The organism is Nocardiopsis sp. KDC1DS13DA1, from assembly GCF_055632325.1.
Genome location: NZ_JBVMUY010000014.1, coordinates 390,425 through 416,657, shown reverse-complemented (window position 1 = coordinate 416,657; position 26,233 = coordinate 390,425). Strand labels below are relative to the sequence as shown.

29 protein-coding genes are annotated in these 26,233 nt (G+C 70.5%); 10 read left to right on the top strand and 19 right to left on the bottom strand.

Annotation, left to right across the window (positions count from 1 at the left end; translation table 11 throughout):
* The first annotated feature begins 14 nt into the window (after positions 1-14).
* Together mce and ACTVAJ_RS10230 are read left to right on the top strand one after the other, a co-directional pair.
* A complete protein-coding gene (mce, locus tag ACTVAJ_RS10235; RefSeq protein ID WP_470387838.1) occupies positions 15-473 on the top strand; it encodes a methylmalonyl-CoA epimerase in 459 nt (152 codons plus the stop codon).
* A 353-nt stretch (positions 474-826) separates the two neighbouring features.
* Positions 827-2,107, top strand: coding sequence for a DivIVA domain-containing protein (locus ACTVAJ_RS10230; RefSeq protein ID WP_470387837.1), 1,281 nt, complete (start codon positions 827-829; stop codon positions 2,105-2,107).
* Between the two features lie 297 nt (positions 2,108-2,404).
* Here ACTVAJ_RS10230 and ACTVAJ_RS10225 read toward each other — a convergent pair whose 3' ends face one another.
* The 3 genes from ACTVAJ_RS10225 to ACTVAJ_RS10215 all read right to left on the bottom strand — a co-directional run bounded on the left by ACTVAJ_RS10225 (position 2,405) and on the right by ACTVAJ_RS10215 (position 4,820).
* Positions 2,405-3,145 carry an alpha/beta hydrolase gene (locus ACTVAJ_RS10225; RefSeq protein WP_470387836.1) on the bottom strand — a complete coding sequence of 247 codons (741 nt, stop codon included), beginning with the start codon at positions 3,143-3,145 and terminating at the stop codon, positions 2,405-2,407.
* 24 nt (positions 3,146-3,169) lie between these two features.
* A complete protein-coding gene (locus tag ACTVAJ_RS10220; protein ID WP_470387835.1) occupies positions 3,170-3,406 on the bottom strand; it encodes a hypothetical protein in 237 nt (78 codons plus the stop codon).
* A 220-nt stretch (positions 3,407-3,626) separates the two neighbouring features.
* A complete protein-coding gene (locus ACTVAJ_RS10215) occupies positions 3,627-4,820 on the bottom strand; it encodes a 3-hydroxyacyl-CoA dehydrogenase (RefSeq protein ID WP_470387834.1) in 1,194 nt (397 codons plus the stop codon).
* A 242-nt stretch (positions 4,821-5,062) separates the two neighbouring features.
* Between ACTVAJ_RS10215 and nucS the strand changes: the two genes are divergently transcribed.
* From nucS to ACTVAJ_RS10175, 8 genes are all read left to right on the top strand, one after another.
* Positions 5,063-5,740, top strand: a complete 678-nt coding sequence (gene nucS, locus ACTVAJ_RS10210; RefSeq protein ID WP_470387833.1) for an endonuclease NucS — start codon at positions 5,063-5,065, stop codon at positions 5,738-5,740.
* An 80-nt stretch (positions 5,741-5,820) separates the two neighbouring features.
* Positions 5,821-6,708: an ABC transporter ATP-binding protein gene (locus ACTVAJ_RS10205; protein ID WP_470387832.1), complete on the top strand. Its 888-nt coding sequence runs from the start codon at positions 5,821-5,823 to the stop codon at positions 6,706-6,708.
* Positions 6,705-7,529: an ABC transporter permease gene (locus ACTVAJ_RS10200; protein ID WP_470387831.1), complete on the top strand. Its 825-nt coding sequence runs from the start codon at positions 6,705-6,707 to the stop codon at positions 7,527-7,529. Before ACTVAJ_RS10205 ends, ACTVAJ_RS10200 begins: the two co-directional genes overlap by 4 nt.
* Before the next feature lie 7 nt (positions 7,530-7,536).
* Positions 7,537-8,793 (top strand): sensor histidine kinase, encoded by a 1,257-nt coding sequence (locus ACTVAJ_RS10195; RefSeq protein WP_470387830.1) that lies wholly within the window; start codon positions 7,537-7,539, stop codon positions 8,791-8,793.
* Positions 8,793-9,422 carry a response regulator transcription factor gene (locus tag ACTVAJ_RS10190; RefSeq protein WP_470387889.1) on the top strand — a complete coding sequence of 210 codons (630 nt, stop codon included), beginning with the start codon at positions 8,793-8,795 and terminating at the stop codon, positions 9,420-9,422. Before ACTVAJ_RS10195 ends, ACTVAJ_RS10190 begins: the two co-directional genes overlap by 1 nt.
* A 73-nt stretch (positions 9,423-9,495) precedes the next feature.
* The gene (locus ACTVAJ_RS10185; RefSeq protein WP_470387829.1) at positions 9,496-10,155 is read left to right on the top strand and encodes a DUF1707 SHOCT-like domain-containing protein; all 660 of its coding nucleotides are present in this window, start codon (positions 9,496-9,498) and stop codon (positions 10,153-10,155) included.
* 337 nt (positions 10,156-10,492) lie between these two features.
* A complete protein-coding gene (locus ACTVAJ_RS10180) occupies positions 10,493-11,983 on the top strand; it encodes a M20/M25/M40 family metallo-hydrolase (protein WP_470387828.1) in 1,491 nt (496 codons plus the stop codon).
* Positions 11,984-12,324: 341 nt separating this feature from the next.
* Positions 12,325-12,921: a cob(I)yrinic acid a,c-diamide adenosyltransferase gene (locus ACTVAJ_RS10175; protein ID WP_470387827.1), complete on the top strand. Its 597-nt coding sequence runs from the start codon at positions 12,325-12,327 to the stop codon at positions 12,919-12,921.
* A gap of 128 nt (positions 12,922-13,049) precedes the next feature.
* On the opposite strand, the gene ACTVAJ_RS10170 is transcribed toward ACTVAJ_RS10175, so the two are convergent.
* The 16 genes from ACTVAJ_RS10170 to prfA form a co-directional block, all read right to left on the bottom strand.
* Positions 13,050-13,343 (bottom strand): MTH1187 family thiamine-binding protein, encoded by a 294-nt coding sequence (locus ACTVAJ_RS10170; protein WP_470387826.1) that lies wholly within the window; start codon positions 13,341-13,343, stop codon positions 13,050-13,052.
* Positions 13,344-13,387: 44 nt separating this feature from the next.
* Complete coding sequence (locus tag ACTVAJ_RS10165) at positions 13,388-13,888, bottom strand: DUF2550 domain-containing protein (RefSeq protein WP_470387825.1); 501 nt, start codon at positions 13,886-13,888, stop codon at positions 13,388-13,390.
* Between the two features lie 23 nt (positions 13,889-13,911).
* Entirely contained in the window at positions 13,912-14,301 is a 390-nt protein-coding gene (locus ACTVAJ_RS10160) for a F0F1 ATP synthase subunit epsilon (protein WP_470387824.1), read from the bottom strand.
* A gap of 75 nt (positions 14,302-14,376) precedes the next feature.
* Entirely contained in the window at positions 14,377-15,819 is a 1,443-nt protein-coding gene (gene atpD, locus ACTVAJ_RS10155) for a F0F1 ATP synthase subunit beta (protein WP_470387823.1), read from the bottom strand.
* A 5-nt stretch (positions 15,820-15,824) separates the two neighbouring features.
* Entirely contained in the window at positions 15,825-16,739 is a 915-nt protein-coding gene (locus ACTVAJ_RS10150; protein ID WP_470387822.1) for a F0F1 ATP synthase subunit gamma, read from the bottom strand.
* Between the two features lie 3 nt (positions 16,740-16,742).
* Positions 16,743-18,371 (bottom strand): F0F1 ATP synthase subunit alpha, encoded by a 1,629-nt coding sequence (gene atpA, locus ACTVAJ_RS10145; protein WP_470387821.1) that lies wholly within the window; start codon positions 18,369-18,371, stop codon positions 16,743-16,745.
* Positions 18,372-18,443: 72 nt separating this feature from the next.
* A complete protein-coding gene (locus ACTVAJ_RS10140) occupies positions 18,444-19,265 on the bottom strand; it encodes a F0F1 ATP synthase subunit delta (protein ID WP_470387820.1) in 822 nt (273 codons plus the stop codon).
* The gene (atpF, locus tag ACTVAJ_RS10135; protein WP_470387819.1) at positions 19,265-19,813 is read right to left on the bottom strand and encodes a F0F1 ATP synthase subunit B; all 549 of its coding nucleotides are present in this window, start codon (positions 19,811-19,813) and stop codon (positions 19,265-19,267) included. Before atpF ends, ACTVAJ_RS10140 begins: the two co-directional genes overlap by 1 nt.
* A gap of 28 nt (positions 19,814-19,841) precedes the next feature.
* Positions 19,842-20,057, bottom strand: coding sequence for an ATP synthase F0 subunit C (atpE, locus tag ACTVAJ_RS10130; protein WP_470387818.1), 216 nt, complete (start codon positions 20,055-20,057; stop codon positions 19,842-19,844).
* Between the two features lie 108 nt (positions 20,058-20,165).
* Positions 20,166-21,023, bottom strand: coding sequence for a F0F1 ATP synthase subunit A (atpB, locus tag ACTVAJ_RS10125; protein ID WP_470387817.1), 858 nt, complete (start codon positions 21,021-21,023; stop codon positions 20,166-20,168).
* A 93-nt stretch (positions 21,024-21,116) separates the two neighbouring features.
* Positions 21,117-21,329: a hypothetical protein gene (locus tag ACTVAJ_RS10120; protein ID WP_470387816.1), complete on the bottom strand. Its 213-nt coding sequence runs from the start codon at positions 21,327-21,329 to the stop codon at positions 21,117-21,119.
* A gap of 60 nt (positions 21,330-21,389) precedes the next feature.
* A complete protein-coding gene (locus tag ACTVAJ_RS10115; protein WP_470387815.1) occupies positions 21,390-21,830 on the bottom strand; it encodes a hypothetical protein in 441 nt (146 codons plus the stop codon).
* A 226-nt stretch (positions 21,831-22,056) separates the two neighbouring features.
* Positions 22,057-23,223 carry an MraY family glycosyltransferase gene (locus tag ACTVAJ_RS10110; protein WP_470387814.1) on the bottom strand — a complete coding sequence of 389 codons (1,167 nt, stop codon included), beginning with the start codon at positions 23,221-23,223 and terminating at the stop codon, positions 22,057-22,059.
* Positions 23,224-23,235: 12 nt separating this feature from the next.
* Positions 23,236-24,096: an L-threonylcarbamoyladenylate synthase gene (locus tag ACTVAJ_RS10105; protein WP_470387813.1), complete on the bottom strand. Its 861-nt coding sequence runs from the start codon at positions 24,094-24,096 to the stop codon at positions 23,236-23,238.
* A gap of 191 nt (positions 24,097-24,287) precedes the next feature.
* Positions 24,288-25,151 (bottom strand): peptide chain release factor N(5)-glutamine methyltransferase, encoded by an 864-nt coding sequence (gene prmC, locus ACTVAJ_RS10100; RefSeq protein WP_470387812.1) that lies wholly within the window; start codon positions 25,149-25,151, stop codon positions 24,288-24,290.
* Positions 25,148-26,215 (bottom strand): peptide chain release factor 1, encoded by a 1,068-nt coding sequence (gene prfA, locus ACTVAJ_RS10095; RefSeq protein ID WP_470387888.1) that lies wholly within the window; start codon positions 26,213-26,215, stop codon positions 25,148-25,150. The genes prmC and prfA overlap by 4 nt, the downstream gene beginning before the upstream one ends.
* Between the last annotated feature and the right edge of the window lie 18 nt (positions 26,216-26,233).

Below are 26,233 nucleotides of genomic sequence, written 5' to 3'. Positions count from 1 at the left end.
AGAGGTTCACGCTCATGAGTGACGCACCCGCTCCCACCACCCCCTTCTCCGGCCTCACCAGGCTCGACCACGTCGGCATCGCCTGCCGCGACCTCGACGCCTCGGTCGAGTTCTACCGCCGCACCTACGGTTTCGAGGTCGAGCACGAGGAGGTGAACGAGCAGCAGGGCGTGCGCGAGGCCATGCTCCGAATCAACGGCACGGACGACGGCGGCGCCACCTATCTGCAACTGCTCGAACCCACCCGCCCGGACTCCCCCGTGGCGAAGTTCCTGGAGCGCAACGGCGAGGGCGTGCACCACGTCGCCTTCGGCACGTCCGACGTGGCCGCGAGCGCCGCGGCGGTCGGCGGGCGGGACGTACGCGTCCTGGACGAGGAGCCGCGCCGCGGGACGTCGGGGTCGAGCATCGTGTTCCTGCACCCGAAGGACTGCGGAGGCGTGCTCACCGAGCTCGTGCAGAGCGCCGGGTGACGGTGGCCGTGTCCGCTCCGGACCGGGTCCGGGCGTCCGCACGGCACCTCCCCCGAGGTGGCCGCCCGGACAGAAATGTCACGGGGACGTTCCGGACACGTCACGTCTTGGGCTGTGGGGGATGAGTTGACCACAGGCCCACCGGAAGTTACCCGAAACCCTCTTCCCAGGCGTTCCGCGCTTGATAAAGTCGCTTAGCCGCCGGAGTGTTCCTCCGGCCGAGGTTCACGTCTTGCAGTCCGGTAGCCGCACACCCGGACGCCTCCCGTCCACCGGGGACGACGCGGCCGCCGTCCGCCGCCCCCCGGCCGCCAGCAAGTTAGCCGTCTCGCACCCGTTCAGGATTCCGCCACATGTCGTCAAACAACATTGACTCCCAACTCAACAACATCTTCAACGAGGACAACACCCCGCCCGAATTCGACGTGGTGCTGCGTGGCTACGACCGCACCCAGGTGGATGACTACGCGGCCAGCCTGCGCGGCGAGCTGGAGGAGTCCAACAAGAAGATCGAGAAGTTCAAGGCCGAGCTGGGCGCCAAGAACCGCCAGCTCCAGGAGCGCGAGCGCCCCTCCTACTCCGGGCTGGGCTCGCGGATCGAGGAGCTGCTGCGCCTGGCGGAGGAACAGGCCAACGAGCTCGTCCAGAGCGCCCAGATCGACGCCAACGACATCCGTTCGGCCGCCAAGATCGAAGCCGCCGAGATGCGCGCCGCCGCCGAGTCGGAGGCGACCGAGGTGCGCACCCTCGCCCAGCGCGAGGCCGACGAGCAGCGCCAGACCGCCGAGTCCGAGGCCGAGGAGATCACCACCACGGCCCGCCGCGAGGCGGACGAGCTGGCCTCCACCACCGAGCGCGAGGTCCAGAAGAAGCGCTCCGCCGTCGACCACGAGATCGCGGAGAAGCGCGCGACCTTCGAGGGCGAGATCGCCAAGCTGCGCACCACCACCGAGCGCGAGTGCGCCCAGGCGCGCGCCGCGGCCAAGCGCGAGCGCGACGAGACCATCCAGGCCGCCAAGAGCCAGGCCGAGGAGCTGCGCAAGAACGCCGAGCGGGCCGCCGCCGAGTCCGAGGCGCGTCGGACCGAGGCCGAGGACCAGTTCGAGCTCCAGCTCGCCGACCGCCGCGCCGAGGCCGAGCGCCAGGACGCCGAGCGCCTGGCCGCCGCCCAGGCCGCCACCCAGAAGATGGTCAGCGAGGCCGAGGAGCGCGCCAACAGCGCCGAGCAGCGCGCCACCAAGGCCAGCCAGCAGGCCGAGCAGACCCGCCGCGACGCCGAGAACCACGCCAAGCAGCTGGTCGGCAACGCCAAGAAGAACGCCACCCAGATCGAGTCGGAGGCCAAGTCCAAGGCCGAGCACCAGCTCTCCGACGCCAAGGCCGAGGCCAACCGCATCATGACGGCCGCCAAGAAGGAGGTCGACGACCTCAACGCCCAGCGCGACAGCATCCAGTCGCACCTCCAGCAGCTGCGTCAGCTGCTCGGCGGCGGTGGCGCCCCGGCCCCCGCTCCGGCGGCTCCGCCCGCCCCCGCGGCGATCGCCCCGCAGGAGAGCCCGGCCCCGGCCGAGGAGGCCAAGCAGCCCGCCCACTCCGGCAAGGGCTCCGACGACGAGGACTGGTGGCAGGAGTAGCCAAGACCCCCCTGGGGCCTGGTCCCCGGAAGGTCGCCCCAGGGGGTCTGTCGTTCGGGCGCCGTCGGGGCGCGGCACGACGCGTCGGGCCGCGCGGCGGGGAACGAGCGCCGGGCGTGGCCGAGGATGCGGCGCCCCTGCCCTGAGGGCGTCCGACGCGAGCGGGTACCGCGCCCCAGTCCTGCGTTGAGGATGATGGCGGGCGAAGCGCACGACCCCGAACGAACACGGCGAGGGGCCCGCGTTCCGGACGTGATCCGGAACGCGGGCCCCTCGCGCGTCGTCGGTGGGGCGGGTTCAGCCCAGGGGGGCGACGTCCCTCTCGTGGGGTCCGTCCCACTCGGTGGGCAGCGGGTGGGCGGCCGGGTTGACGTGCCGGACGATCTCGTTGAGCACGCGGCGCACGTACGGCTCCCCCACCCACAGGTGCCGGGCGCCGTCGACGCCGATGACCTCCGCCTGCGTGAGCGGGGCGAACCGCTCCCGGGCCTCGTCGGGACGCAGGTAGTCATCGTGCTCGGGCACCAGCGCGACCACCGGCTTGCCCGAGTCCGCCCACACCTTCATGTCCGCCTCGCCCGCGCGGTGCAGCGGCGGGGACAGCAGGATCGCCCCGGTCACCTGCGGGTCGCAGCCCCACTTGAGCGCCAGCTCGGTCCCGAAGGACCAGCCGAGCAGCCACGGGTCGGGCAGCCCCTCGAACTCGGTGAACTCGACGGCGGCGAGGACGTCGTGCCGCTCGGTCTCACCCTCGCCGAAACTGCCCTGGCTGGTGCCGTGGCGCGAGGTGGTGCCGCGGGTGTTGAACCGCAGCACCGCGACGTCGGCCAGGGCGGGCAGGCGGAAGGACGCCTTGCGCAGGACGTGGCTGTCCATCATGCCCTCGGCGGTGGGCAGCGGGTGCAGGCACACCAGGGTGGCCACGGGGTCGCGGCCCTCCGGTGTGGCCAGCTCTCCGACCAGTTCCAGGCCGTCGGCGGTGTGCAGGGTGACGGGTCTGCGTACGGCGGGAAGCACCGTGGTGGCTCGGATCTCCATGGCTCCTCGAATCCGGGTCGGGCCTCAGTAGCGGGGTGACCTGCGGGCACGCCGGTCCCAGCAGGAGGAGTGCCAGTGCCTGCGGTCGTCGCCGTCGCCGTAGGGGCGCCAGGCGACGACGTGGGCCATCCCCGTGGGGATCTCCTGGGCGCACCCGGGGCAGCGGTAGACCTTGGTGGCGGACGCCCCGGGGAGCCGGCGCGTGACCCACTCCCCGTCGGGCCCGGTCTCCCGGCGCTGTCCGCCGGTGACACGCAGCATCAGGGCGTCCTCGTCGGGCGGTCCTGCGGGACCGCCGCGACCCCGGGAGGACTGACGACGGGGGGAGTTACGGCGCGGGCTCACGCGTTCCAGGGTAGAAGAGACCGCGCAGTGGCCGCCGCCACACCCCGTGACGGCGGCCGTGCCCGTGCCTTCCACGTGCTCACACGTTCACACAGGGCTCGCCTCGCCCCGCGGAGGCCCGCAGGCCCCCCGCGCGTCAGTGGTCGTGGCCCTCGTGCTCGATCTCGGGCAACTGGTCCACCAGGAGCGGAGCGGGCACCGCGATACTGGTCAGGCTGTACTCGCTCATCGCGACCAGGGTGGTGACGACGTGCTCGGCGCCGCGCTCCTCCAGGAGCTCCGTGGGGCCCTTGGGGTAGCCGCAACCGAACCGCATGGCGGTGTCGACGTCGCGGGCGGAGGCGTACCCGTCGCCGATCATGCGCAGGGCGTCGTCGATCTGGGGGGCGATGAGCATCTCGCCCAGGTCCAGGTTCTCCTCCTCGCGGACCATCTCCGCGAAGCGGCCGGCGGGCTGGGCCTCGGCGGGGTCGTCCTGTCCGGTGTAGAAGCCCCTCCCGGACTTGCGGCCCAGGCGACCGGCGGCCACCATGCGGCGCAGCAGCGGGGCGGCGACGTAGCGCGGCTCGCGGTACTCCTCCCACAGCACGTCCATGACGGCCAGGCACACGTCCAGGCCGACGAGGTCGGCGAGGGTGAGCGGCCCCATGGGGAACCCGGCGGCCTTCTGGACGGAGGCGTCGATCTCCTCGCGGGTGGCCACGCGGCGCTCGTACAGGCGGATCGCGTCGTTGATGTAGGGGACCAGGAGAGCGTTGGCCACGAATCCGGCCCGGTCGCCGACCGTGACGGGGGTCTTGCCGATGCGCTTGGCGACCTCGGTGACGATGTCGACGGTCTCCTCGCTGGTGGAGACGGTCGTGACCACCTCGGCCAGCTTCATGACGGGAGCCGGGTTGAAGAAGTGCAGGCCCACGACCCGCTCGGGGCGGTCGGTGAGCGCGGCGATCTCCGTGACGGACAGGGAGGAGGTGTTGGTGGCCAGGATCGTCCCCGGAGGGCAGATCCGGTCCAGGTCGCCGAAGACGTCGCGCTTGATGTCCATCCTCTCCGGGACGGCCTCGACGACGAAGTCGGCGTCCGCGAGGTCCTCGCGGGAGGTGGTGAACGTCAGGCGGGCGTCGATCGCCGCGCGCTCCTCCTCGGTGATCTTGCCCCGGCCCACGGCCCGGGAGAGGGACTTGTCGACGTGGCCGCGGCCGCGGTCGAGGGCGGCCTGGTCGATCTCGACCCCGATGACGTCGAACCCCGCACGGGCGAACACTTCGGCGATGCCCGCGCCCATCGTGCCGAGTCCGACGACACCGACCTTCTCAAATTCCTGCACCATGCGCCCCACCTTAGACGGACGCGCGGTCCGGCACGGGGGCGGGACCACGCACTTTCTGGTCCGCGGCACCGTCGCCACCCCCGTGCACGGCCCGACGACCGAGGCACACGGTCGGCGGGCGGGGGCGCCAGGGCCGCCGACCCTCAGGTTACTCTCCAGTAACACGGCGCTTCGCACCGGCGTGGACGGTGTCACCCGATTTCCGGACCGCGGGCTTGCCGGAAGGCGGTAACGTTGCCGCCGTGCGTCTCGTCATCGCCCGGTGCAGCGTCGACTACGTCGGCCGGCTCACCGCCCACCTGCCCATGGCTCCCCGCCTGATCCTCATCAAGGCGGACGGGAGCGTGTCCATCCATGCCGACGACCGGGCGTTCAAGCCGCTCAACTGGATGAACCCGCCGTGCAGGCTCCGCGAGGAGACCGTCACCGACGGCCCCGACGTCTGGACGGTCACGCACAGCAAGTCCGGCGAGAAGCTCGTGCTGACCGTGGAGGAGGTCATGCACGACACCTCGCACGAACTGGGCAAGGACCCCGGGCTCCAGAAGGACGGCGTCGAGGCGCACCTCCAGGAGCTGCTGGCCGAGCACATCACCACGCTCGGCGACGGCTACACGCTGATCCGCCGCGAGTACCCGACCGCGATCGGACCGGTCGACATCCTGTGCCGGGACGGGCGGAGCGCGACCGTGGCCGTGGAGCTGAAGCGGCGCGGCGACATCGACGGTGTCGAGCAGCTGACCCGCTACCTGGAACTGCTCAACCGGGACCCGCAACTGGCCCCCGTGCGCGGCGTGTTCGCGGCCCAGGAGATCAAGCCGCAGGCGCGCGTGCTCGCCGAGGACCGCGGGATCTCGTGCGTGGTGCTCGACTACGACGAACTGCGCGGGATCGAACCCGACACCCTGCGTCTGTTCTGACCCTCGTCCTCCGAACGGAGGACAGAGGAGGACCCGGACGGCGGATACCGGACCGGCCGTCCGCGGGACACGATCGGGGCATGGAGTACGACCCCCGTGAAGCCGTCATCGAGGCGCGCGGACTGCGCAAGGAGTACGACGGCCGCGCCGCCGTCGACGGCATCGACCTGACCATCACCCGTGGCGAGGTGTTCGCCCTGCTCGGCCCCAACGGGGCGGGCAAGTCCACCACCACGGAGATCCTCACCGGCTTCCGCACCCGCGACGCGGGGACCCTGCGGGTGCTGGGCGCCGACCCCGGCCGCGCGGGGCGCCGATGGCGCTCACGCGTCGGCATCGTGTGGCAGAGCGAGACCGAGGCCCCCCGACTGGCCGTCTCGGCCGTGGTCCGACACTTCGCCGGGTACTACCCCCGGCCGCGCGACGTGGACGAGGTGCTCGCCCTGGCCGGGCTGACCGAGCGGGCCGACGCCTCCGTGACGGCTCTGTCCGGCGGACAGCGGCGGCGCCTGGACGTGGCCCTGGGCATCATCGGCCGCCCCGAGGTCCTCTTCCTCGACGAGCCCACCACCGGCTTCGACCCCGGGGCGCGCCGCGACTTCTGGGCGATGGTCCGGGGCCTGGCGGGGGACGGCACCACGATCGTGCTGACCACGCACTACCTGGAGGAGGCCGAGGCGCTGGCGGACCGGGTGTGCGTGATCGCGGCCGGCCGGGTCCGGGCCGAGGGCACCCCCGCCTCACTGGGCGGGCGGTCCGGCGCGAGCACCACGGTGGCCTGGCTGGACGAGGGTGAACGGCGCAGCGTCCAGACCGACGAGCCGACCCGGGTGGTGCGCGAACTGATGGAGGCCCACCCCGGTGAGGTCCCGGGGCTGACCGTGCACCGGCCCACCCTGGAGGAGACCTACCTGGACCTGATCGGGACCACCCCGCGGGCCGAGGAGACGACGGAGGCGATGGCGTGAGCACGGTGACGACGGTGGAACGGCCGTTGCCCGGTCCGGTGCGGGTGGGTCTGTCCCGGGCCCGGCTGGAGCTGCGCGAGTTCGCCCAGCACTGGGAGAGGGTGGTGTTCACCTTCGCGCTTCCGTCCCTGATCCTGCTGCTGTTCGGGGTGATCTTCGACGGCTCCACGGGGACGGACATGACCGCGGCCGAGTTCTACCTGCCCGGACTGGTCGCGATGGGGCTGATGTCGGTCAGCTTCCAGAACCTGGCCATCTCCATCGCCCTGGAGCGGGAGAACGGCACGTTGCGGCGGCTGCGGGGCACACCGATGCCCCCGGCGGCGTACTTCGTCGGCAAGACCGCGCTCGTCCTGGTCCTGGCGCTGGGCCAGGTCCTGATCCTGCTGGCGATCGCGGTCGGGGTGTACGGGGTCCGGCTGCCCTCCGAACCGGCGGCGTGGGCCACGATGGCCTGGGTGTTCGTGCTCGGCACGGTCGCCTGCACCCTGCTGGGGGTCGCGTTCAGCTCACTGGCCCGCAGTCCCAACACGGCCTCGGCCATCGTGATCGTTCCGTTCCTGGCGTTGCAGTTCACCTCCGGTGTCTTCGTTCCGGTGGCGGTCCTGCCCGAGTGGCTGGTGAACGCGGCCTCGCTCTTCCCGCTCAAGTGGATGGCACAGGGGATGCGCGCCGCCCTCTACCCTGACGGGGCGGCGGTCATGGAGTCGACCGGATCGTGGGACCTCCCGGCGGTCGCGACCGCCCTGGGGGTGTGGTGCGTGCTCGGTCTGGTACTGACGCTGGCCACGTTCCGGTGGAAGACGAGGAAGGACGGGTAGTCGGTCGATGGCGGAGGAGCGGGAGGGTCCCCACGCCTGGCGGGTGGGGCGGGCGTGGGACGCCTACTTCGCGGGGGCGATGGCCGTGGTCGCCGTCGTCTCCGTGCTCACCGCGCAGGGCTGGCGGGGCTGGGGCTCGGCCGCGCTGATCGGCGGCGCGGTCGGCTGGTACTTCCTGGCGGGGCGCCGCCTGCTCCGCCCGCTCCCGTCGGAGGAGTTCCACGGCAGCGCGCGCACCCTCCCCTTCCTGCTCGGCCTGGTGGCGCTGCTCGTCCCGGCCCACCTGCTCAACCCCACGACCACCTTCTCGATGTTCGCCTCGGCCCCGCTCGTGTTCATGACGGGGGGCGCCTGGTGGGGAACGGCCGCGACCGGCGCACTGCTGGCCGGTCCGATCCTCATCCGCTCGTCGGCCGGCACCCTGCCCTGGGAGGAGGCCCGTCCGCAGCTCCTCATCTTCCTCGTGATCATGTTCTTCTCCCTGTGGTTCGCGCGCTGGTTCGGGCGGGTGGTCACGCAGAGCCGTGAGCGCGCCCAGCTGATCGCCGCGCTGCGGGCCAGCCAGGAGGAGAGCGTGCGCCTGTCGGAGGAGGCCGGAGCGCTCGCCGAGCGCGAGCGGTTGGCACGGGAGCTGCACGACACCCTCGCCCAGGGGCTGACCAGCATCATCGCCCTCAGCCAGGCGGTCGAGTCGGAGATGGACACCGACCCCGCCCTGGCCCGTCGGCATCTGGGCCTCATGCACGAGACCGCCGCCGAGAACCTGGCCGAGGCGCGCGCCATCGTGGCGGCCCGCCAACCGGTCCAACTGGAGAACGAGACCCTGGAGGCGGCGCTGTCCCGCATCATCCAGCGGTTCGGCCGCGAACTCGGCATCACCGCGCGGCTGCGGGTGGACGGAGCCCCGACCGCGATGCCCGGCACGCACCAGGTGTGCCTGCTGCGTACCACCCAGGAGGCCCTGGCCAACGTCCGCAAACACGCCCGCGCCGAACGGGCCGACGTGGCCCTGGCCTTCACGCCGGAGTCGGTGGAGCTGGCCGTCACCGACGACGGGCTCGGCTTCACCCCGGGCGGCCCGGGCGGCCACGGGCTGACCGGGATGCGGGCCCGGGCGGACGCGATCGGGGGCCGGTGGGAGATCGACAGCGCCCCGGGCCGGGGAACGACCGTACGCCTGGTGCTTCCCCTGGTGGCGGAGCCCGTACCCGCACCGAGATCCACCAGCGACGACACCGCATGTGAGGGGAACAGGACCCCATGATGATCCGCCTGCTGCTGGTCGACGACCACCCCGTGGTGCGGGAGGGCATCCGCGGGATGCTCACCGCCGAAGCCGACCTGGAGATCGTCGGGGAGGCGTCCAGCGGCCCCGAGGCCGTGGCCCGGGTCGCCGAACTCTCCCCCGACGTGGTCCTGATGGACCTGCGCATGCCCGGCGGTGACGGGGTGGCGGCCACCGAACGCATCCGCGCCGAGCACCCCGGCTGCCACGTCCTGGTGCTCACCACCTACGACACCGACACCGACATCCTGCGCGCGGTGGAGGCCGGGGCCACCGGGTACCTGCTCAAGGACACGCCCCGGGCGGCGTTGGCGGAGGCCGTCCGCGCGGCCGCCCGGGGTGAGACGGTGCTCGCCGCGTCGGTCACGGGCCGCCTGATGGCGGGGGTCCGGCGGCGCACGGAGACACCCGCGCTGTCGCCACGGGAGACGGAGGTCCTGCGGCTGGCCGCAGACGGGGGCACCAACGCCGAGATCGGCCGGGCCCTGCACATCAGCGCGACCACGGTCAAGACGCACCTGATGCGCGCCTACGACAAACTGGGGGTGGCCGACCGCACGGCGGCCGTCAGCCAGGCCATCCGACGCGGTCTGCTCTCCGGCTCCTGAGCGCACCGGATCAGGGGCGGGTCAGGGATCGTCCCTGATCCGGCGAGGCCGCCGGCGACGCGACAATCGAACCATGGTGGAGAGAATGAACGAGATCACCCCCTCGGACGAAGGCAGGATGCGCGCCTCCGACGCCGACCGCGACGCCGTCGCGCACCAACTCCGCGAAGCCCTCGCCGAGGGCCGACTCGACGCCGAGGAGCACGGCGAGCGCCTGGAGGCGGTCTACCGGGCCAAGACGCTCGGCGAACTCGTCCCCATCACCGAGGACCTGCCCGAAGTCAGCGGGGACGCCGCCCCCGCCACGCCCGTCGGCTCCCCCCGGTCCGCGCGCGGCGTCCGGCGCGTCACCGACGCCGAACCCACCAGCCGGGTGGCGATCGCGGTGATGGGCGGCGCCGACCGCTCCGGGAGCTGGGTGGTCCCGAACCACTTCGTCGCCGCGACCTGCATGGGCGGGGTCGACCTCGACCTGCGCGAGGCGCGGTTCACCCAGCACGAGACCACCATCTGGGCCGGGTGCGTCATGGGCGGTATCGACATCATCGCCCCCGACGACATCGAGGTGCGGGTGCACGGCCTGCCGATCATGGGCGGTTTCGGAGGCGGGCGCGGGCAGCGTCGACCGGCGCCCCCCGGCGCGCCGGTCGTGCACGTCCGCGGGATCGCCGTCATGGGCGGCGTGGACGTCAGGTACAAGCGGCGCAAGCACCCGCACGAGACCGACGGCTAGGGCCCGCTCCACCCGGAACGGTGGACGGCGGAACCGCACCCGGGGCAGACGTTCTGCTCAGATCGGGCAGACCATCCAACCACAGTGATCACCAGGACGTAAGACCCGTGGCTGATTGTGGCAATTTTCCCCGTACCTCCTTGCCTGGCGCCTCGGCACGGTGACAGGCTGCACCGGTCGCTACACCCACCACGGGTACCCGTCCCCCCGCGCCCGCGGCGCGACGGTCCCGTACGACGGAGGAGGCTCGTTGCGACCGACCCATGACCGCGTTCGACGACACCGCCGGGGAGCATCCCCCTCCCCCACGGCCCGGCGCACGGCGACGGCCGGACTCATGGCTGTGCTGATGGCCGCCGGAACCCTCGCCGCGGCGGCACCCGCCCACGCCGCCCCCGGCGGGGAGCCGGGCCCGCCCGACCACGCCCGCATCCCCGACCACGCGGGCCACCCGCTGTCGGAGGCGGTGACCGCGGAGGCGATCGAGCAGCACCTGGAGAACCTCTCCACCATCGCCCACTACAACGGCGGCAACCGCGCCTCGGGCACGCCGGGCTACGACGTCGCCGCGCTGTACGTCGAGGACCAGCTGGAGCGGGCCGGTTACGAGCCCTACCGTGACCACTACGAGTACACCGCCTGGGAGGAGAACTCCGAGGCCGTCCTCAGCCGGACCGCCCCCGACCAGGTGGACCTGGTGAGCGGGACCGACTACCTCACCATGAGCTACTCGGCGGCGGGCGACGTGACCGCCCCCGGCGTCCCGGTGGACGTCGACAGCGGTGACAGCGGCTGCACCGCCGACGACTTCGCGGGCTTCCCCGCGGGCGCCGTCGCGGTCACCATGCGCGGAGCCTGTTCCTTCGCCCAGAAGACCCAGAACGCGGCCGACGCCGGGGCCTCGGCGGTCCTGGTGGTCAACAGCTCCGACGAGCTCTTCGCGGGCACCGTCAGCGAGCCGTCGCAGATCCCGGTCCTGGGGGTGTCCGGCACCGCGGGCGCCGACCTGCTGGCCGCCGGGGACGCCCTGGAACTGCGGGTGGCGGTCGACTCGACCGTCCGGACCCGCGAGTCCTTCAACATCCTGGCCGAGACCCGGCACGGGCGCGACGACAACGTCGTGGTCGTGGGCGGTCACCTCGACAGCGTCGAGGAGGGCCCGGGGATCAACGACAACGGCAGCGGTTCGGCGTTCGTCCTGGAGACCGCCATCCAGCTCGCCGAGCAGGCGCCGACCAACAACAAGGTGCGCTTCGCCTTCTGGGGCACCGAGGAGAGCGGCCTGATCGGCTCGACCCGGTACGTGGAGGGGCTGGACGAGGGCGAGCTCGACGACATCGCGCTCTACCTCAACTTCGACATGATCGGCTCCAGCAACTACGCCCGCTTCGTCCTGGACGGCAGCGGTGAGCTGGCCGACTCCGAGTCGGCGCCGTCCGGTTCGGGAGCGATCGCCCAGGTCTTCGAGGAGTACTTCGACTCCCAGGACCAGGTCAGCGAACCCGGCGTGCTGAGCGGGCGCACCGACTACCGGGCGTTCGCCCTCGCCGGCGTCCCGATCGGCGGCCTGTTCAGCGGCGCCGACGGCGTCAAGACCGAGGAGCAGGCGGAGTGGTACGGCGGTACCGCCGGGGAGACCTTCGACCCGTACTACCACACGGCCGGGGACACGTTGGAGAACGTCAACAGTGACTCCCTGGGCGAGCTGTCCGCGGCGGGCGCCCACGGCGTCGAGTTCTTCGCGGAGAGCACCCTGCCGGTGAACGGTGTGTTCCGGACCGCCGCGGCTCCGGACTTCGCCCGACTGGGCGAGGACTGGGTCCGCTAGCAGGCGGACCGGCGGCACCCGCCGCCACCGACACACGGGTCGGGGCGGGTGGCGTGAACCCCCCGGTTCCACGCCGCCCGCCCCGAACGGTGCCTCCCCCTCCACGGCGTGCCCGGGTGGCCCCCCTCATCTTCGTCCACTCGGGACCGCCGATACGGACACCGTGCGGAAACTACGTTCTGTAGCTCCCTGTGTGCAACAAGGTACCAGTGACATGGGTCACCTTCACCCCATGATGCGGAACAGTTATCCTCCGTCACACGACTTCCAAGGAATCACCGTCGTATCATCCCAGCACCGGACGCACCGGAGGCCGACCGTTCCGGGCATAGGCTGGGTCCATGACCACACGGGACACGGACACACCGGTCGTACTGTCGAAGATCTACACCCGCACCGGTGACCAGGGCACCACCGCGCTCGGCGACATGAGCCGGACCGGCAAGAACGACACGCGGCTGGTCGGATACGCCGACGCCGAGGAGGCCAACGCCGCCATCGGCGTCGCCCTGGCCATGGGTGAGATCCCCGGCGACGTGCGCGACCTGCTCACGCGGGTGCAGAACGAACTCTTCGACCTCGGGGCCGACCTGTCCACCCCGATCGTGCCCGACCCGGAGTTCCCTCCGCTGCGCGTCCTGCCGGAGTACGTCACCCGGCTGGAGGAGGCCTGCGACACCTACAACGCCGACCTGCCCACCCTGCGCAGCTTCATCCTGCCCGGGGGCTCCCCCACGGTCGCGCTGCTGCACACGGCGCGCATCGTGGTCCGCCGGGCCGAACGCAGCGTGTGGGCGGCGATCGAGGAGCACGGCGACACCGTCAACCCGCTCACCGCCCGGTACCTCAACCGCCTGTCGGACCTGCTGTTCATCCTCGGCAGGTACGTGGCCTCCGACGGTGACGAGATCCTGTGGAAGCCCGGCGGAGAGCGTTAGCCGCGCCTGTTGTGGGCCTGCCGCCTCGCTTCGGACCGTGTGCGTGCGCCCCGGAGGCGGCAATTCCTCCCCGCCTGACGCCCGTTCCCCGCTCGCGGCTCGACCCGCCCGTCCCTCGCCCGGACGGCCTACTCGGCCAGTTCGCGTTCGACGGCCTCCACCTTGCTGTGCAGGCCGTCGACCACCCCCTCGCGGATGTCCGCCTTCAGGGTGAGGCTGATGCGGTGCGCGCCCTGCCCGGCCGCCTCGACCGCGCGCCTGACCACGTCCATCACCTCGTCCCAGTCACCCTCGACGCTGGTGAACATGGAGGTGGTCTCGTTGGGCAGCCCGCTGTCGCGGACCACCCTCACCGCGCGGGCGACGGCGGGAGCGATGTGCTCGTCCGTGCCGAGCGGGGTCACAGAGAAGGCGACGATCATGCGGCCACCCTAGGTGCCCGGCGCACCTCTGTGAAGGACGACACTCACGCCTCCCACTGCGTCCCCGGAGGCATCGACTCCATCCAGGACAGGAACCCGGTCAGCGCGGCGTCGCCCATCGCGATCTCGAACTCGGGCTCCAGCGGGTCCGCGCCGTCCGCACCCGTCCAGGCGACCTGGACGACGCTCACGTCACCCGGCAGGTGGGCGCGGTCGTGCTCGTCGGGGGACCGACGCCCCACAACGACGAGACCGCGGCGCGACAGCATCGCTGTCGGCCGCGGTCTGAGCGAGAAGATCGGGAACCAGCCCAGGCTCTCCGTTCCGTACCGGCCGAAACCGATACGCCAGGAGCCCCGGCGTCCCCGTACACCGGGGGCACGCAGATAACACTCCACGGCCCCGCCCCGGCGTACCAGGAACCACCGCCGCAGGGTGATTCCGGCGAGCACCGCGAGGAGGACCAGGAACAGGACGAGGACGACCCACTGCGTCGACCCCGGCCACGAGACCATTCCCGCCAGAGCGGATTCCGGCTGCTCCATGTCCCCCCTCGGTCCCAGGTTCGCTAGGCGACGTCCTCGCCAGCGGCACGCAGGCGGCTGCGGGCACGACCCAGGGCGTCGTTGTCGCCCTCCTCGGTCGCACTCGACAGCGCGGTGCGCGCACGGTCCACGTCGACGTCCTCCGCCAGCTCGGCGGTCTCGGCGAGGATGGAGACCCGGCCCTCACCGGTGACCGACATGAAACCGCCGTGTGCGGCCGCCCGCACCTCGCCGGTCTCGCGCGCGCCCGTGACGCGCACGACCGCGTCCTGGGCCAGGAGCGCGAGCACGGGCAGGTGCCCCGGCTGCACACCGATCTCGCCGTCGACGGTCTTGGCGATGACCATGTCGCCCTCGCCCGCCCAAACCTCACGTTCGGGAGAGACGATCTCGACGAAAAGCTTCTTCGACACTGCCACAAACTCCTCGGCTAGCGGGCGAGTTCGGGCGGGTCGACCCCGTCACGGAGCCGACCCGCCCGCAAGAAACTAGCCCTGCAGCTTCTTGGCCTTCTCGACGGCCATCTCGATGTTGCCGACGTCGAGGAACGCCTGCTCGGGCAGGTGGTCGTACTCACCGTCGCAGAGCGCCTTGAAGGAGGCGATGGTCTCCTCCAGCGGTACGAACACGCCCGGGTTGCCGGTGAACTTCTCGGCGACGAACATGTTCTGCGAGAGGAAGCGCTCCAGGCGCCGCGCCCGGTTGACGATGATCTTGTCCTCTTCGGACAGCTCGTCCATACCGAGAATGGCGATCTGGTCCTGCAGGTCGTTGTTGCGCTGCAGGATCTCCTTCACGCGCTGGGCCACCTGGTAGTGCTCCTCGCCCACGTACTGCGGGTCGAGGATGCGCGAGGTGGAGGCCAGCGGGTCCACCGCCGGGTAGATACCCTTCTGCGAGATCGGGCGGGAGAGCTCGGTCGTCGCGTCCAGGTGGGCGAAGGTGGTCGCCGGAGCCGGGTCGGTGTAGTCGTCCGCGGGGACGTAGATCGCCTGCATCGAGGTGATCGAGTGACCGCGCGTCGAGGTGATCCGCTCCTGGAGCTGACCCATCTCGTCCGCCAGGTTGGGCTGGTAACCCACGGCCGAGGGCATGCGGCCCAGCAGCGTGGAGACCTCCGAACCCGCCTGGGTGAAACGGAAGATGTTGTCGATGAACAGGAGCACGTCCTGCTTCTGGACGTCGCGGAAGTACTCCGCCATCGTCAGGGCGGACAGCGCCACGCGCAGACGGGTGCCCGGGGGCTCGTCCATCTGGCCGAAGACGAGAGCGGTGTCCTGGAGGACCTCCATCTCGTCCATCTCCAGGAAGAGGTCCGTACCCTCACGGGTGCGCTCGCCGACACCGGCGAACACGGACACACCACCGAAGTTGCGGGCGATACGGGTGATCATCTCCTGGATCAGCACGGTCTTGCCGACACCGGCGCCACCGAACAGACCGATCTTGCCACCGCGCACGTACGGGGTGAGGAGGTCGATCACCTTGATGCCCGTGACCATCATCTCGGTCTTGGACTCGAGCTGGTCGAAGGCCGGGGCCTCGCGGTGGATCGGCCAGCGCTCGGTGACGTTCAGCTCCGAGGTGGGCACGTCCAGGGACTCGCCCAGGGTGTTGAACACGTGGCCCTTGACGACGTCGCCCACGGGGACGCTGATCGGGGAGCCGGTGTCGCGCACCTCGGCGCCGCGCACCATGCCGTCCTGCGGGGCCAGGGAGACGGCCCGCACCAGGTTGTCACCCAGGTGCTGGGCGACCTCCAGGGTGACGGTCTTCTCCTTGCCACCGACGGTGACGTCGGTGTGCAGGGCGTTGTAGAGGGCAGGGAGGGAGCCGACGGGGAACTCCACGTCGACGACCGGGCCGGTGACCCGGGCGATGCGGCCGGTGGCGGTGCCAGCCCCAGCCGTCCCTTCAACAGTCGCAGTCACTTTTGTTACTCACTTCCCGCGCTGGCAGCAGCGAGCGCGTCGGCACCGCCGACAATCTCACTGATCTCGTTGGTGATCTCGGCCTGACGCGCCTGGTTGGCCAGACGGGTCAGGTTCTTGGCGAGCTCCTCGGCGTTGTCGGTCGCGGCCTTCATGGCCGCGCGACGGGACGCCTGCTGGGACGCGGAGGACTCCAGGAGCGAGAAGTAGATCCTGTTGGTGACGTACTGCGGCAGCAGTCGGTCCAGGGCCTCCTCCGCGGACGGCTCGAACTCGTACAGGGACAGCGGCCCCTGCTCGGCCTCCAGCTCCTCCTTCGACACCGACTCGACCTCCAGGGGGAGGGTCCGGACGGTGTGCGCCCGCTGGGTCAGCATGGAGACGAACTCCGTCGAGATCACGTGGATCTCGTCGACGCCGCCGTCGGCCGCGTCGGTGGTGAACTTCTCCAGCAGAGCGGAGCCGATCTCCTGGGCGTGCGCGTAGGTCGGCCGCTCGGTGATGCCCTCCCACTTGGCCTCGACCGGACGGTCGCGGAAGCTGTAGAAGTTCACACCCTTGCGCCCCACCATGTAGGTCAGGACCTCCTTGCCCTGCTCCTTGAGGAGCTGGGTCAGGGAGTCCGCCTCCTTGAGGACGTTCGCCGAGAAGGCCCCGGCAAGGCCCTTGTCACTGGTGATGACGAGCACGGCGGCACGGGTGGGCTCGTCCGACTCGGCCAGCAGCGGGTGGTCGCTGACCCTGGCGGTCAGAGCCGACACGGCCCGCGTGATCTCCCGCGCGTAGGGTCCGGCAGCCTCCGCCGCACGCTGCGCCTTGGTGATGCGCGTCGTGGCGATGAGCTCCATCGCGCGGGTGATCTTCGCCGTCGCCTTGGTCGAGCGGATCCTCCGGCGATAGACGCGAAGCTGTGCACCCATGGGTTACTTCCCGCCCTTGGCGACCTTGATGGTCTCCTGGCCGACCTTCTCCTCGTCGAGCGCCTCGGCGCCCAGCATCGTGCCGGCGGAGGTCTTGAAGCCCTGCTTGAACTTCTCGACCGCGCCCTCGAGGGTCTTCTTGTCCGTGTCCTCGAACTTGCCGCTGTCACGGATACCGGCCAGGACGCCCGCGTGCTCGCGGTCGATGTAGGCCAGGAAGTCCTCCTCGAAGCGGCGCACGTCCTCGACCGGGACGTCGTCCAGCTTGCCGGTGGTACCGGCCCAGATGGACACGACCGTCTTCTCCATGGAGAACGGCGAGTACTGGCCCTGCTTGAGCAGCTCCATCATCCGGGCGCCGCGCTCCAGCTGCTGCTTGGAGACCGCGTCCAGGTCGGAACCGAAGGCGGAGAACGCCTCCAGCTCGCGGTACTGCGCCAGGCTGAGGCGGAGCGTACCGGAGACGCCCTTGGTCGCCTTGGTCTGCGCGGCGCCACCGACACGGGAGACCGAGACACCGACGTTGATGGCCGGGCGCTGACCCTGGTTGAACAGGTCGCTCTCCAGGAAGACCTGGCCGTCGGTGATGGAGATGACGTTGGTGGGGATGTACGCCGAGACGTCGCCCGCCTTGGTCTCGATGATCGGCAGCGCGGTCATCGAACCCCTGCCCATCTCGTCGGAGAGCTTCGCGCAGCGCTCCAGGAGACGGGAGTGCAGGTAGAAGACGTCACCCGGGTAGGCCTCACGGCCCGGCGGGCGGCGCAGCAGCAGGGACACGGCGCGGTAGGCCTCGGCCTGCTTGGTCAGGTCGTCGAAGACGATGAGGACGTGCTTGCCCTCGTACATCCAGTGCTGGCCCAGGGCCGAACCGGTGTAGGGGGCCAGGTACTTGAAGCCCGCGGGGTCGGACGCCGGAGCGGCGACGATGGTGGTGTACTCCATCGCGCCGGCCTCCTCGAGGGCGCCGCGCACACCGGCGATCGTGGAGCCCTTCTGGCCGACCGCGACGTAGATGCAGCGCACCTGCTTGTCGGGGTCGCCGGTCTCCCAGTTGGCCTTCTGGTTGATGATCGCGTCGATGCAGACCGCGGTCTTACCGGTCTGGCGGTCACCGATGACCAGCTGGCGCTGACCGCGGCCGACCGGGGTCATCGTGTCGATCGCCTTGATACCGGTCTGGAGCGGCTCGTGGACCGGCTTGCGCTCCATCACCGTGGCGGCCTGGAGCTCCAGCTCACGCCGCTCGGTCGTCTCGATCTCGCCCTTGCCGTCGATGGGGGCACCCAGGGGGTCCACCACGCGGCCAAGGAAGTTGTCGCCCACCGGCACCGAGAGGACCTGGCCGGTGCGGCGCACCTTCTGGCCCTCCTCGATGCTGGTGAAGTCGCCCAGCACGACAGCACCGATCTCACCGATCTCCAGGTTCTGGGCCAGGCCCAGGGTGCCGTCCTCGAACTTCAGCAGCTCGTTCGCCATCGCCGAGGGAAGGCCACCGACGCGGGCGATGCCGTCACCGGAGTAGGTGACGGTTCCGACCTCTTCCGCGCGGGTGGCGTCAGGCTCGTACGACTGGACGAAGCGCTGCAGCGCGTCCCGGATCTCATCCGGCCGGATCGTCAGCTCCGCCATCTCTGCGTTGTCCTTGCTCTCAAATGGCGCCGGGCCGGCGCCGTGCGTGCTTGCCTTGCGTGTTCGCGTGTGTCAGCGAGCCAGACGGCGCTGGACCTCAGCGATGCGCCCGGCGATGGTGTCGTCGATGACCTCGTCGCCCACCTGGATGGACAGTCCACCCAGGACCTCGGGGACGATCTCGATGTTCAGGTGGATGTCGCGGCCGTACCTGCGGCTGAGCGCGGTCCGCAGGCGCTCCTGCTGGGCCTCGCTCAGGACGTGTGCGGCACGGACCACGGCCACGTAGTGCTGGGCCCGCTCGGCGACCAACTGCCCGAAGTGTTCGAGCGCCTGCTCCAGGGTACGTCCCCGCGGACGGGTGACCGCCTCGCTGACCAGGGTCAGCGTCGCGGAGCTCACCTTGCCCGAGAGCAGGTTCTCCACCAGCGAGCGCAGGTGCTCGGCGGCCACACCCTCGCGGGTGAGCGCCGCGCGCAGCTCCGGCTGGGAGACGACGATCCGCTGGAAGCGGAACAGCTCGTCCTCCAGCTCGTCCAGGCGCGAGCCCTCGACGGAGGCGACCGTGGCGTACACGCCCGTGCGCTCGACGGCCTCGACCATGTCGGCCGCGGAGGACCAGTCCTGCTGGACGACGTCGCCCACCACGATGAGCGTGGACGGCGACACCTTGGTCTCCAGCAGCTGCCCGACCAGGGCGGTCTTGCTCTCGGCCGGGTTGGACTGGTCCGCCAGCCAGCGGCGGAGCGAGTGCTCGCCGCCGAGCAGGGCCACGACCTCGAAGAGCTCGCCGCCGAGGGAGGCCGCGTACTGACCGGCGTCGGCCGACGCCAGGACGTTCTCATCCAGGCGCCGGGTCACCTCGGCCAGGGAGGTACGGCTGATACCACGCATCAGCGCACCTCGGCCTGCGTCGAGCCCTCGCTCTGCTCCAGCTCCTCCAGGAACCGGTCCACCACGCGCGAGCGCGCGGCGTCGTCGCTGAGGGTCTCACCGACGATGCGGGTCGCGAGCTCGGTCGACAGGGCACCGATCTCACCGCGGAGCTGGATGACGGCCTGCTGGCGGTCGGCCTCGACCTGGGCCTGGGCGGCCTCGACGATCCGACGCGCCTCGACCTGGGCCTCCTCGCGGGCCTCGGCGATGATCGCCGCGCGCTGCTCCTTGGCCTTCTCCAGCTCCTGGGCGTACTCGCGGTGCGCCTCCTCGAGCTTCTCCTTGTACTGCTGGCGGATCTCGTCCGCCTCGGCCTCGGCCTTCTGAGCGCGAGCGATGCCACCCTCGATCTGGTCGGCACGCTCGTCAAGCGCCTTCGTCAGCTTCGGCCACATCTTGTAGACGACGGCCAGGATGACGAGGAAGGCGATGAGACCGAAGGTGAACTCGTCCCAGTGAATGCGCAGGACGTTCTCATGTTCAGCTGCCAAAATCACGGTTGGCATCCCCTTCGCGTTCTATTGCCGGGTTGGACTAGCGCGCGAAGGCGAGGACGAAGCCCAGAATGGCGAGGGCCTCGATGACCGCGAAGCCGAAGATCATCTGGCCCTGGAGCACGCCGCGCGCCTCGGGCTGGCGGGCGATGGCCTGCACGCCGAGACCGAAGACGAGGCCGACGCCGATGCCGGGGCCGATGGCGGCGAGACCGTAACCGATGGTGTTGAGGCTGCCGGAGATCACGATGTCCATGCTGATTTTCCCTTTACTACTCGCCGACGATCATGGTGACGCCGGTGTGGGTGACGAATCGGACGGGGTCTTGGGGTGCGCGGAGACGCCGGCCGTGCGGCCGTACTCCTAGTGCGCGCCCTCCAGCGCCTCACCGATGTAGATGGAGGACAGGAGGACGAAGACGTAGGCCTGCACCGCCATGATGAACAGCTCGAAGGCCGTGAAGACCAGGAAGCCGACCAGGGCGATACCGGAGTAGCCCACCGAGATGGCGCCGAAGAGCGGGCCCATCGGGGAGGTGGGGTTGAACATGTAGAACCCGGCGGCCGCGAACAGCGCGAGCAGCAGGTGCCCGGCGAACATGGTCGCGAACAGACGGATCATGTGCGTGGCGGGCCGGATGATGAAGTTCGACAGCGCCTCGATCGGTACGACCACCGGCAGGATCCACCCCGGGACGCCGCTGGGGACCAGCCGGGCCTTGAAGTGGCCGCCGAACCCGTGGTGGCGGATGCCGATGACGTTCCACAGCAGGAAGACGATGATGGCCAGGACCGCGGGGAAGGCCAGGTTGGAGGTCACCGGCAGCTGGAGGCCGGGGATGAGACCCATGATGTTCATGCTGAAGATGAAGATGAACAGGGTCACCATCAGGGGGAGGTAGCGGTCCCCCTCCTTGCCGATGGCGGTCCGGGTGACCTGGTCGCGCAGGAAGCCGACCAGCATCTCGGCCACGCTCTGGCCGCGGCCGGGGACGACCTTGGCCCTGCGCGTGGTGAAGTACCAGAAGGCGGCGGCGACCAGCAGGGCGACGACCGCGACCAGGTAGTACTTGTTCAGCCCGGAGGTTCCGGGAAGCCCGAAGTCCAACCACGGCGTCGGGAAGAACAGGCTCGTGGTCGGAGCCTCGAACCCGCAGCCGAAGTCGTTGAAAATGTGGCAGCCTTCTTCGGACGCCGCGACGACGCTCACGTCAGCACCCACGGCGATCCCTTTCGTCGTGACGCAACTCAATCCTCAGGGTTGTGTTCGGTACGGTGCCGCGCCGAGCGCGGGCGGGCGCACCTCGATGTTCGGTCAGGACCGGACATGCTGGGCGTAGATGAGGTAGATCCCGCCGACCAGGCCGATGACCATCCCGATGGGCAGGAACAGGGCGGAGAAGCCCAGCGCCCAGTCGGCGACCCAGCCCACGCCGCCCCAGAAGGCGAGGCCCCCCAGCAGATACGAGACGAGAGTCGTGCCGTTGGGGGTCGACGGTCCGTCGTCCCCGTTTCGGTTCTCGTTCATCTCGCTCCGGAAGATAGCAGTAGGTCAGCGGGCTGCGCACACCACCCCGCCCGCGCGGGTTCACTGGTGTACCCCACTGTCCTCGGTGGTGGCCTCGTCCTGTTCCCCCTCGGGGACGATGGTCGGCTGCTTGCTGCGCTTGATGGCCACGGCCTGGGCCGCGAGCCACGCGATGACGCAGGCGAGCGCCGTCCACCCGAAGACGGTGGTGTCCAGGGCCGTGGTGCCCCTGAACAGGAGGAGGATGGCCAGCAGGATACCGAGCTTGGTCGTGTAGACCAGGAACGCCACGGGGAGCAGCAGTTCCGGTCGTCGACCGCCGGTCCAGGAGATGACGAAGGCCGAGGTGGCGAAGGCGCCGATGACCAGCACCGCGCCGAACAGCGCACCGAACAGGCCCTGGGTCCCGGCCAGAGCGACACCGGCGACAAGCGCGACCACGCCGACGACGGCAGTCGGAAGCGCGGCGCCGCGGAGAATCCGGGCGTCGTGTTCCTGCATGACAAAGCTCCGTGGGGTTCAGTGGGATCCTGCTCGTGAAAGCTATCACAAGGTTTTTGGTGCCGAATCCCGGGGTTCCTTAACGCACCCTTAACGCCGCACGAAGGCCCTTGTGCGGGCGCTTTCCCGCACTGATGTCACCTTCACCACACCACGCCCCAAGTCCGACATCGCAGGTCATGGACACCGCGTTTGGGGAACCTCGTTCCGGCGCGTGACCGTTCCTTCATCCATCGGATGTCGGATGGTGATTCCGGGCCGCGACGGCCCCGCGGCGGCCGTTCCAGGGAAGCAGACCCCGGCGGCGCAGCCGCGGCAGCGCGATGAGCCCGACCGCGCAGGTGGCGACGAGGGCGGTCACCGACAGAACGATCGCGGGCGAGTCGAAGATCGACAGCGACACCGAGGCGAAGGCCACGATCCCGGCCCACAGGTACATCAGGAGCACCGCGCGCACGTGGCTGTGCCCCATGTCCAGCAGACGGTGGTGCAGGTGGCCGCGGTCCGGTGCGAACGGCGACTTGCCCGCCAGGGTGCGGCGCAGCACCGCCAGTACCAGGTCGGCCAGGGGCAGGGCGATGACCAGCAGTGGAAGCAGGATGGGCAGGAAGACCACCAGGCCCGAGGAGTTGAACTCCTCCCGGGCGGTGTTGGCGTCGAACTGGCCGGTCACCGTGATGGTGATCGAGGTGAGCAGCAGCCCCAGCAGCATCGACCCGGTGTCGCCCATGAACACCCGGGCCGGATGGAAGTTGTGGAAGAGGAAGCCCACGCACGTGCCCGCCAGGATGATCGCGATCATCGCCGGGTACGACTGGCGGACGAACCCCTGGTCCACCGCGACCACGTAGTAGTAGGCGAAGAACGCCAGGGACGAGATGCCGACGATGCCCGCCGCGAGCCCGTCCAGTCCGTCGGCGAAGTTCACCGCGTTGATGGTCACCACGATGAGCAGGACCGAGATCATCGCGCCCAGCCACGGCCCCAGGGACAGCTGTGTGCCGGGCAGCGGCAGCCACAGCAGCTGCACCCCCTGCGACACGAGGATCCCCGCGGCGGCGACCTGTCCCGCCAGCTTGCTGAGCGCGTCCATGCCCCAGCGGTCGTCGATGATCCCGATGACGGTGATCAGACCGCCCGCCAGGAGCAGCCCGCGCCAGGTGTGGGCGACGAAGACGTTCTGCAGGTGCGGCAGTTGCGCGGAGATCAGCAGCGCCGCGGCGAAACCGCCGTAGATCGCGATCCCGCCGAGGCGCGGGATGGGCTCAGTGTGCACGTCGCGGTCGCGCACCGGAGGCGTGGCCCCGAACCAGATCGCGCCGCGGCGCACCAGCGGAACGAGGAGATAGGTCACCGCGGCGGCGATGACGAAGGTGAGTGCGTACTCCCGCACGTCCGGGCCCCTCTAGTTCTCGGTGCGGTCGCCGTCCGCGGTCCGACCGCCCTCGCCGAAGGTGTCGGAACCGGTGGGCGCGGAGTCCGACGGGCCCTCGTCCGCTCCGGCGGCGGGCGCCTTCGCGTTCTCGGAGGTCCCGGGTTCCTCGGGGGTACCGGAGTCCCCGGCCTCCTCGGAGGCCGTCGCCTCCTCGGCCGCCTTCGGCTTGGTCCGCCCCTTGCGCAGCTCACCGATGACGGTGCCGCACACCCCGCGCAGCTGCTCGATGCTGATGGCTCCGGCACGCAGCACCCGCGGGACCGCGTAGGTGAGGTCGACGATGGTGGAGGCGACCGGCGAGTCGCTCACACCGCCGTCGAGGTAGACGGCCACGTCCTCCTCACCCAGCTGCTCGACCGCCTCCTCCACCCGGGAGGCGGCGGGCCGGCCGGACTTGTTGGCACTGCTCACCGCCATCGGCCCGACCTCCTTGAGCAGCTCCAGGGCGACCGGGTCCATCGGCATGCGGACGGCCACGGTGCCCTTGGTGTCGCCCAGGTCCCAGTTCAGGCTCGGGGTCGCGGTGCACACGAGGGTCAGCGGACCGGGCCAGAACTCGTCCATGAGGTCCCGGCCGTGGTTGCCCAGGTCCTCGACGAGCGCCATGGCGGCGCGCATCGAACCGACCAGTACCGGCGGCGGCATGTCACGGCCGCGCCCCTTGGTGGCGAGCAGGCCCGCCACCGCCGTCGGGCTGAAGGCGTCGGTGCCGATGCCGTACACGGTGTCGGTCGGCAGAACGACAAGGTCGCCTCGGCGTACCGCGGACGCGGCGTCGGCGATGCCGTCCCTGCGGGCGGCCTCGTCCGAGCAGTCGTAGATGCGGCTCACCAGCGTTCACCTCATTCTCAAGCGGATCGGGTGGGGGTGGAGGTCTCGTTCGGGCACCGCCAGGGGTCTGCAAGACGAGGCAGGCCGCGAGCGAGGAACGGGCGACAGGCGCGGCCGAGGATGGCGACACCTGGCCTTGCGGGCGCCCGAACACGGTCCGAAACGAAGCGGAGGACCACAGCGAACACAGCCTAGCCGTCCTCGTCAGCGCGGCGCATGACCACGAAGCGGTCGCGCCTGGCCATGTCCTTGCGGTTGAGGACGTCGCGCCATCCCCTGTCCTCGGGGAACAGCCACGGGATGTCGATGCCCTGGCCGTCGTGGTGCTCGACGGCCATCGCACCGCCGGGACGCAGCAGGCGGCGGCCGACCGCCTCCAGGTCGCGAATCATGTCGAGGCCGTCCTCGCCGGACCACAGGGCCGGGGCGGGGTCGTAGTCGCGCACCTCGGGCGGGATGTCGCCCGCCGCGTCGGTGGGCACGTACGGCGGGTTGCTGATGAGCAGGTCGACGCGGCCGTCGAGCTCGGGCAGGGCGGTGCGCATGTCGCCGAGGTGGGAGGTGACCCGGTCGGCGTGTCCGCTCGCGTCGATGTTGCGGCGGGCCCACTCCAGGGCCGCGGGGTCGATCTCGACGGTGTGCACGCGCGAGCGCGGGACCTCCTGGGCGATGGAGATCGCGATCGCACCGGAGCCGGTGCCCAGGTCGACGACGAGCGGGTCGGCCACGTCCATGGCGCGCAGGGTCTCGATCGCCCAGTCGACCATGATCTCGGTCTCCGGTCGGGGGACGAACACGCCCGGCCCCACCTGGAGTTCCAGGTAGCGGAAGTAGGCGCGGCCGGTGATGTGCTGGAGCGGCTCACGGGCCTCGCGCCGGGCGACGCACTCCCAGTACCGGGCGTCGAAGTCGGCGTCGCGCACCGTGTGCAGTTCCCCTCGACGGACACCGTGCACGAACGCCGCGAGTTCCTCGGCGTCCGTGCGAGGCGATGCCACACCCGCCTCCGCGAGTCTCAGTGTCGCGCGGGCGACCTCGTCGAGCAGGAAGTTCATGACTGCGCGGCTTCGAGCCTTTCCTTGGTGTCGGCGTCCACCAGGGCCCGGACGACCCCGCCCAGCTCCCCGTCGAGGACCTGGTCGAGGTTGTAGGCCTTGTAGCCGACTCGGTGGTCGGAGATGCGGTTCTCCGGGAAGTTGTAGGTGCGCACGCGCTCGGAGCGGTCGACGGTGCGGACCTGGCTCTTGCGCTCGGCGGCGGCCTCGGCGTCCGCGCTGGCCTGGGCCTCGGCGTAGATGCGGGCGCGCAGGATGCGCATGGCCTGCTCCTTGTTCTGGAGCTGGCTCTTCTCGTTCTGGCAGGAGGCCACGATGCCGGTCGGGATGTGGGTGATGCGGACCGCGGAGTCGGTGGTGTTGACGCTCTGGCCGCCGGGACCCGAGGAGCGGTAGACGTCGATCCGCAGGTCCTTGTCCTGGATGTCGACCTCGATCTCCTCGGCCTCGGGGACGACGAGCACACCGGCGGCGGAGGTGTGGATGCGGCCCTGGGACTCGGTGACCGGCACGCGCTGGACGCGGTGGACGCCGCCCTCGAACTTGAGCATCGGCCACACGCCGGTGCCGGGCTCGGGGGTGCCCCTGTTCTTGAAGACGATCGTGATGTCCTTGTACCCGCCCAGGTCGGAGTGGGTGGCGTCGATGACCTCGGTCTTCCACCCCTGCCGCTCGGCGTAGCGCAGGTACATGCGGACGAGGTCGCCGGCGAACAGGGCGGACTCCTCACCGCCCTCACCCGCCTTGACCTCCATGATGAGGTTCTTGTCGTCGGCGGCGTCGCGGGGGATGAGCAGGTAGCGCAGGCGCTCGGTGAGGTCCTCGGCCTCCTGGGTCAGCCGGTCGGCCTCCTCGGCGAAGGACGGGTCCTCGGCGGCGAGCTCGCGCGCGGCCCCGATGTCGCTCTCGATCCCCTTGAGCGACCGGTAGGCCTCGATGATCGGGGTGAGCTGCGAGTATCGCTTGCCCAGTGTGCGCGCCTGGTTCTGGTCAGCGTGCACCTCGGGGTCAGCGAGCTGCTGTTCCAGCTCGTAGTACTCCCCCAGAAGGTCGTCCAGCTTCACTTCCGCCACGTCCCCGTC

Coding starts and splice junctions, on each gene's coding strand:
- ACTVAJ_RS10120 (WP_470387816.1), bottom strand. CDS start 21,329: ATGAACGAGAACCGAAACGGGGACGACGGACCGTCGACCCCCAACGGC.
- ACTVAJ_RS10165 (WP_470387825.1), bottom strand. CDS start 13,888: ATGGAGCAGCCGGAATCCGCTCTGGCGGGAATGGTCTCGTGGCCGGGG.
- ACTVAJ_RS10185 (WP_470387829.1), top strand. CDS start 9,496: ATGGTGGAGAGAATGAACGAGATCACCCCCTCGGACGAAGGCAGGATG.
- ACTVAJ_RS10215 (WP_470387834.1), bottom strand. CDS start 4,820: ATGGTGCAGGAATTTGAGAAGGTCGGTGTCGTCGGACTCGGCACGATG.
- ACTVAJ_RS10150 (WP_470387822.1), bottom strand. CDS start 16,739: ATGGGTGCACAGCTTCGCGTCTATCGCCGGAGGATCCGCTCGACCAAG.
- atpF (WP_470387819.1), bottom strand. CDS start 19,813: ATGCCAACCGTGATTTTGGCAGCTGAACATGAGAACGTCCTGCGCATT.
- ACTVAJ_RS10140 (WP_470387820.1), bottom strand. CDS start 19,265: ATGCGTGGTATCAGCCGTACCTCCCTGGCCGAGGTGACCCGGCGCCTG.
- ACTVAJ_RS10220 (WP_470387835.1), bottom strand. CDS start 3,406: ATGCTGCGTGTCACCGGCGGACAGCGCCGGGAGACCGGGCCCGACGGG.
- ACTVAJ_RS10195 (WP_470387830.1), top strand. CDS start 7,537: ATGGCGGAGGAGCGGGAGGGTCCCCACGCCTGGCGGGTGGGGCGGGCG.
- atpE (WP_470387818.1), bottom strand. CDS start 20,057: ATGGACATCGTGATCTCCGGCAGCCTCAACACCATCGGTTACGGTCTC.
- ACTVAJ_RS10175 (WP_470387827.1), top strand. CDS start 12,325: ATGACCACACGGGACACGGACACACCGGTCGTACTGTCGAAGATCTAC.
- ACTVAJ_RS10190 (WP_470387889.1), top strand. CDS start 8,793: ATGATCCGCCTGCTGCTGGTCGACGACCACCCCGTGGTGCGGGAGGGC.
- ACTVAJ_RS10225 (WP_470387836.1), bottom strand. CDS start 3,145: ATGGAGATCCGAGCCACCACGGTGCTTCCCGCCGTACGCAGACCCGTC.
- mce (WP_470387838.1), top strand. CDS start 15: ATGAGTGACGCACCCGCTCCCACCACCCCCTTCTCCGGCCTCACCAGG.
- atpA (WP_470387821.1), bottom strand. CDS start 18,371: ATGGCGGAGCTGACGATCCGGCCGGATGAGATCCGGGACGCGCTGCAG.
- ACTVAJ_RS10115 (WP_470387815.1), bottom strand. CDS start 21,830: ATGCAGGAACACGACGCCCGGATTCTCCGCGGCGCCGCGCTTCCGACT.
- ACTVAJ_RS10170 (WP_470387826.1), bottom strand. CDS start 13,343: ATGATCGTCGCCTTCTCTGTGACCCCGCTCGGCACGGACGAGCACATC.
- prmC (WP_470387812.1), bottom strand. CDS start 25,151: ATGAACTTCCTGCTCGACGAGGTCGCCCGCGCGACACTGAGACTCGCG.
- ACTVAJ_RS10180 (WP_470387828.1), top strand. CDS start 10,493: ATGGCTGTGCTGATGGCCGCCGGAACCCTCGCCGCGGCGGCACCCGCC.
- ACTVAJ_RS10205 (WP_470387832.1), top strand. CDS start 5,821: ATGGAGTACGACCCCCGTGAAGCCGTCATCGAGGCGCGCGGACTGCGC.
- ACTVAJ_RS10230 (WP_470387837.1), top strand. CDS start 827: ATGTCGTCAAACAACATTGACTCCCAACTCAACAACATCTTCAACGAG.